Source organism: Mesorhizobium sp. B4-1-1 (assembly GCF_006439375.1).
Classification (GTDB): Bacteria; Pseudomonadota; Alphaproteobacteria; order Rhizobiales; family Rhizobiaceae; genus Mesorhizobium.
The window spans coordinates 61,037-67,036 of sequence record NZ_VFTH01000028.1 but is presented as its reverse complement, the minus strand read 5'-3'; the positions used below and the strand labels follow the sequence as shown (position 1 = coordinate 67,036).

The 6,000-nt window shown below is 64.9% G+C and carries 5 protein-coding genes; 3 read left to right on the top strand and 2 right to left on the bottom strand.

Features of this window, described 5'->3' with window-relative positions:
- Positions 1–98 precede the first annotated feature (98 nt).
- Positions 99–1,124 (bottom strand): transposase, encoded by a 1,026-nt coding sequence (locus FJW10_RS27395; RefSeq protein WP_181177683.1) that lies wholly within the window; start codon positions 1,122–1,124, stop codon positions 99–101.
- A 256-nt stretch (positions 1,125–1,380) separates the two neighbouring features.
- On the opposite strand from FJW10_RS27395, the gene FJW10_RS27390 reads away from it, so the two are divergent.
- From FJW10_RS27390 to leuB, 3 genes are all read left to right on the top strand, one after another.
- Positions 1,381–1,764 (top strand): RidA family protein, encoded by a 384-nt coding sequence (locus tag FJW10_RS27390; RefSeq protein WP_140783185.1) that lies wholly within the window; start codon positions 1,381–1,383, stop codon positions 1,762–1,764.
- A gap of 11 nt (positions 1,765–1,775) precedes the next feature.
- Positions 1,776–2,126, top strand: a complete 351-nt coding sequence (locus tag FJW10_RS27385) for a VOC family protein (protein WP_140902383.1) — start codon at positions 1,776–1,778, stop codon at positions 2,124–2,126.
- A 104-nt stretch (positions 2,127–2,230) separates the two neighbouring features.
- Positions 2,231–3,334 (top strand): 3-isopropylmalate dehydrogenase, encoded by a 1,104-nt coding sequence (gene leuB / locus FJW10_RS27380; protein ID WP_140836037.1) that lies wholly within the window; start codon positions 2,231–2,233, stop codon positions 3,332–3,334.
- Between the two features lie 172 nt (positions 3,335–3,506).
- Here the strand turns inward: leuB and FJW10_RS27375 are convergent, their stop codons facing one another.
- On the bottom strand, positions 3,507–5,372 hold the full coding sequence (locus FJW10_RS27375) for a DEAD/DEAH box helicase (protein ID WP_140902382.1): 1,866 nt from the start codon (positions 5,370–5,372) through the stop codon (positions 3,507–3,509).
- Between the last annotated feature and the right edge of the window lie 628 nt (positions 5,373–6,000).

Here is a 6,000-nt window from a genome sequence, read left to right as displayed (position 1 = left end):
AGACCCTAGGATCCATGCCGTTACGCTAAGGCGTTGCAGCGATTACAGAATTCTGCACCGTTGCACTCCATGTGGAGATCACGACATGGCAACTGTGTTCACGCGAATGCGGTTTTATCGCGCATGATGGCGTTGAGGACGACCAGGAGCTTCCTTGCGACGGCGATGATGGCGAGCTTCTTGGAGCCGGAGCGGGCAGCAAGTGCGGTGTAGAAGGCCTTGAAGCGCTCACAGGTTCGAATGGCGGTGAGGGCTGCCATGTAGAGGGCGCGGCGCACGCGCGATCGCCCGCCCTGGATCTGGCTCCTGCGGTTGAGCTTGCCGCTTTTGTTGTCGAACGGAGCAAGGCCTACCAGAGCGGCGATCGCCTTGGGTGAGCGCTGGCCGAGCTCGGGCAGGAGCGCCAGCAGCGAGAATGCGCCGACCTTGGAGACACCGGGCACGGAGACCATGAGCGTGTAATCGCGGGCGGTGTCCTCGGCTTGACGAATGACTTCGGCAATCTGGCTCTCGATCGCCTTGATGCGCGTGTCGAGGTAGGCGATCGTTTCTTCCAGATCGGCAATGACGATCTCATTGAAGGCCTCGGCGAGGTGCTTCTTCGCCGTTGCCCGCATCTCGACCAGTTGATCGCGGTAGCGGGCAAGCGATTGAAGCTGCTCGACTTCTTCGCGCGGCGCCGGCTCGGCCTCAGGCTGATAGCGACGGCCGTAGTCGCTCAGCATCCTGGCGTCGAGAGGATCGGTCTTGGCCCGCCGTCTCGTCGACTTCGAATAGTGGTGGGTATGCGCTGGGTTTTGCCGCGAGAACGGCACGCCGGCCTTGGCCAGCGCATGGCGCAGAAGCCGGTCATGGACGCCTGTCGCCTCCATGACGACGAAGTCCCGGCTGGGATCAAGGCCCGCCACATACGCCGCGATCGCGTCGGCCTGGTTGTCGATGCGCCGAAGACGGCCACTTGTCTCATCAAAAAAATCCAGCCACTGCTTTGAGATGTCGCAGCCGACATAGTTCTGGGCTATCATGTCCACGCCTCTTCCTGTGGTGCGGGGTCTGCTTGGAACAGCCCCGTGCAACTGTTCAGGTTGATGGTTCACCGGTGGGAAGGGACCGGGCCATGCCACGGCCTGTCCGAAAGGACGACCAGGATCCACTCGGTCTCCTTCCCACTTCAACCATACACCAGAACCAACACACAGGATTCCAGGGTCTGCGCGCGTCGCTTTGCTCCTTGCTCCGCCCTGGAATGACGACCGGAGAAAGGCCCAGACCAATTTCCAAGGCTTGCGCCTGCCTTCGTGACAATGCTCCGCCCGGCTTGGCCCACGACCTGCGCCGCTCCGCCTGCTAAATGCAGGCCTGCAACCCAACGAGGCCCCCATGCGCAAGCTCATCTCCACCGGCTCCCCCTTCGAAAAGACAGCCGGCTATTCGCGCGCGGTGGTGCAGGGCGACTGGTGCTTCGTCTCGGGAACGACCGGCTACGACTATGCCACCATGACGATGCCGGACACGGTCGAGGCGCAGACGCGCAACTGCCTGGCGACCATCGCCAAGGCGCTGGCCGATGGCGGTTTCGACATGGCCGACGTGGTGCGCGCGCATTACTACATCACCGACCAGGCTTTCGTTGACGTGGTCTTCCCGATCCTCGGCGAGGCGTTCGGCGACATCCGCCCGGCGGCGACGATGATCGTGTGCCAGCTCAACAAGCCGGAGATGAAGATCGAGATCGAGGTGACGGCGCTGCGGCGCACGGCATAGGGGCCGGAGCGATGACTGTCCGGCGCATCGTAGCCAACATCGCCACAAGGGACATCGCGGCGGCGAAGCGCTTCTATCATGACGTGCTTAGCCTCGACATCCTCATGGATCAAGGCTGGATAGCCACCTATGGCTCCGAGGAACGGATGCAGGTGCAGGTGAGCTTCATGGCCGAGGGCGGATCGGGTACGCCGGTGCCGGACCTTTCGATCGAGGTCGACGACGTGGATGCGGCGCTTGCGGGCATGAAGGAGGCCGGCTTCGCCGTCGAATACGGCCCGGCCGACGAGCCCTGGGGCGTGCGTCGCTTCTATGTGCGCGACCCGTTCGGCCGGCTGGTGAATATCCTGTCGCATCGGTAGGCGCTGCCGGTCTTCTTTGAGACGATCTCGGCGCTCGTCCCCTTGCGCCGCAACCACTTGGCGTTTAGCAAGGCGCCGGTTCAATTCTTTCCGGACGGTTCTCCATGGCTTCGAAAAATCTCTTCCTGCTCGCCGGCGACGGCATCGGCCCCGAGGCCATGGCCGAGGTGAAGAAGCTGATCAAGGCCATGAACGACAAGCTCGGCAGCGGCTTCGCCACCGACGAGGGCTTGGTCGGCGGCTGCGCTTACGATGCGCATGGCGCGGCGATCTCCGATGCGGACATGGCAAAGGCGATGGCGGCGGATGCGGTGCTGTTCGGCGCCGTCGGCGGGCCGAAATGGGATGCCGTGCCTTACGAGGTGCGCCCCGAGGCCGGCCTGCTGCGGCTGCGCAAGGACATGGAGCTGTTCGCCAACCTCAGGCCGGCGATCTGCTACCCGGCCTTGGCCGCCTCTTCCTCGCTCAAGCAGGACGTGGTCGAGGGCCTCGACATCCTGATCGTGCGCGAACTCACCGGCGGCGTCTATTTCGGCGAGCCGAAACAGATCATCGATCTCGGCAACGGCCAGAAGCGCGGCATCGACACTCAGGTCTACGACACGTTCGAGATCGAGCGCATTTCGGGCGTCGCCTTCGAGCTGGCGCGGACGCGCAAGAATCACGTCACCTCGATGGAAAAGCGCAACGTCATGAAGTCGGGCGTTTTGTGGAACGAAGTGGTCAGCCAGACACACAAGGCCAGATACAGCGACGTCAAGCTCGACCACATGCTGGCCGATGCCGGCGGCATGCAGCTGGTGCGCTGGCCGAAGCAGTTCGACGTCATCGTCACCGACAATCTGTTCGGCGACATGCTCTCAGACATCGCCGCCATGCTGACCGGCTCGATCGGAATGTTGCCGTCGGCCTCGCTCGGCGCGCCGGATGTGAAGACCAAGAAGCGCAAGGCGCTCTACGAGCCGGTGCACGGCTCGGCGCCCGACATCGCCGGCAAGGGCATCGCCAACCCGATCGCGATGATCGCGTCCTTCGCCATGTGCCTGCGCTATTCCTTCGGCATGGTCGCCGAGGCCGACAAGCTGGAAGCGGCGATCGCCGCCGTGCTCGATGACGGCCTGCGCACCAAGGACATCTTCTCGGCGGGCATGAAGGAAGTCGGCACCACCGAAATGGGCGACGCCATCATCGCCAAGTTCCTGGGGTGAAACCGGCGCCGTCGACCTTCGCTGGGCGAGGATCGACGATGCCGAAGCGCTCGCCGTCCTCCTTTGCGCGATGGCGGCGCACCACCGCCAGGCGGACGCTTCAGCCAATCTCCAAGGTTGGCGATCTGCCCCGGCGCTCGCCGCGGGTCAGCTTCCAACTTCCGTCGCGATGTTACGCTGGCCGCTTCTTCTGCTTCTTGCGCTTTGCCGGCTGGTCGGATTTCGGCTTGTCGAACTTTGCCTTTGCCGGCTTCTTCGCCCAGGGTTTCGCCTCGCCGCCAGGCTGTCGCTCGCCTGGCTCCCGTTTCTCGAATCTGGGGCTCTTCTGGTCGAAAGCACCCTTGCCGCGATGCGGCTTCTTGTCCGGCTTGGGCGGCTGGTAGCCGGCCCGCGACAGGTCCGGCGTGCCGTCGATCCGCTTGACCGCGATGTTGCCCTGCAGCTTGCGGTCGGGCCCGATCGCGGCGACGAACCGGTCGGCCCAGTCGGCGGCGATCTGCACGAAGGTTTCTTCCGGCTGCATCTTGATGGCGCCGATCTCGCGCTTGGACATGCCGGCGGTGCGGCACAGCATCGGGATCAGCCAGCGCGGCTCGGCATTCTGCCGGCGACCGACCGACAGCGAGAACCAGACGCTGTCGCCGAAATCATCACGGCGGGCGGGTGTTTCGTCGCGGCGCGCGAATTTCTCGCCCGCCAATCTTTCATGCGAAGGCGCGAACGGCGCGACGTCGAGCAGATCCTCAGGCGCCGAGCGGCTGCTGCGGCAAAGCCGCACGAAGGCGGCCGCCACTTGTTCGGCGCCGTGCTGGTTGAGCAGCGTCTCGATGAAAGACCGCTCCTCCTCGTTGATCGGCTCGGCAAGCGCGGGATCGGCCAGAATGCGCTCGTCGTCGCGGTGCAGCACATCGTCGGCCGAGGGCGGGCTCGCCCATGTCGCCTTGATGCCGGCATTGCCAAGCAGCCGCTCGGTGCGCCTGCGGGCATTTCCGGGAACGATCAGGGCGCTGACGCCCTTGCGCCCGGCGCGGCCCGTGCGACCACTGCGATGCAGCAGCGTCTCGGGGTTGGTCGGCAGGTCGGCATGCACCACCAGCTCGAGATTGGGCAGGTCGATGCCGCGCGCCGCGACATCCGTTGCGATGCAGACTTTGGCGCGGCCGTCGCGCATTGCCTGCAGCGCGTGGCTGCGCTCGTTCTGGCTGAGCTCGCCCGACAGCGCCACGACGGAGAAATTGCGGTTGTTGAAGCGCGCCGTCAGGTGGTTGACCGCCGCGCGCGTGTTGCAGAACACCAGCGCGTTCTGGGCTTCGTAATAGCGCAGCACGTTGATGATGGCGTTTTCCCGGTCGGCCTGGGCAACGCTGAGCGCTCGGTATTCGATGTCGAGATGCTGCTTTTCCTCGCCGCCGGCGGAGATCCGCACCGCATCGCGCTGGTAGCCCTGGGCGAGCGTTGCGATGGAGCGCGGCACGGTGGCGGAAAACATCAGCGTGCGGCGCTCGGGGGGCGCCGCATCGAGGATGAATTCGAGGTCTTCGCGAAAACCGAGGTCTAGCATCTCGTCGGCCTCGTCCAGCACCACGGCCTTCAGCGCCGACATGTCGAGCGCGCCCCGCGTGATGTGGTCGCGCAGACGCCCGGGCGTGCCGACGACGATGTGGGCGCCGCGCTCCAGCGCGCGCCGCTCGGTACGCATGTCCATGCCGCCGACGCAGGAGGCGATCTGGGCACCGGTCAGCTCGTAAAGCCATTCCAGCTCGCGCCGCACCTGCAGCGCCAGCTCGCGCGTCGGCGCCACGACCAGCCCCAGTGGCGCGCCGGCGCCGGCGAAACGCTCAGTCCCGCCAAGCAGCGTCGGTGCCACGGCAAGGCCGAAGGCGACGGTCTTGCCGGAACCGGTCTGCGCCGACACCAGCGCGTCGGCCTGGCCGAGCTCCGGCCCAAGCACCGCCTTCTGCACCGGCGTCAGCGCTGAATAACCGCGCTTTTCCAGCGCCTCTGCCAGCGCAGGAACGATCGTTTCGAAACTGGACATTTTCTTCTTTCGGAATTCGGGGTTCTGTACTCGTCGCGGAGCACAAGGCCGGCACTGCGCCAGCCAAAGGATATTTGGGCGTTCGTACTTCTTGCGGCCTCACTTGTATAGTGCATGGGCTCCACCAGGACCGCGACCATGCTGTGCCGCCGACTGGCGAAACCGCTTGCGAGAGCGCCCCTCTCCCCGTCACTATACGGGGAGAGGATGCCGGCAGGCAGGTGAGGGGCAGCGCGACCGCTGATAGGTAAGGCAGGGGCGAGGCTTCAGGCCTCACTTCCGGACGAGCTAACTGTCGAAGTCGGCGCCGCCCCTCATCCGCCCTTCGGGCACCTTCTCCCCGTATAGTGACGGGGAGAAGGAGAGCGCAGCGCCGATTGACTCTTCTGCCAAACCGCGTAAAAGCCCGCGTCGAACGGGATCGTTTTTCGATGCGCGGCCTTTTGATGGCTCACCTTGCATTCGACTCCCCCAGCCACAATGTAACGCATTGGGCTGGGCGCTTAGATGCGTCCGTCCGTTCCAGCAAAACTACGGCCAAAACCACCAAAACGGTGTGATTCCCTTGGCCTAACCACCCTCTCCCGGGTCCGGCCCGGGGGCGGAACCCGCATGAGGCCGGCGGGTT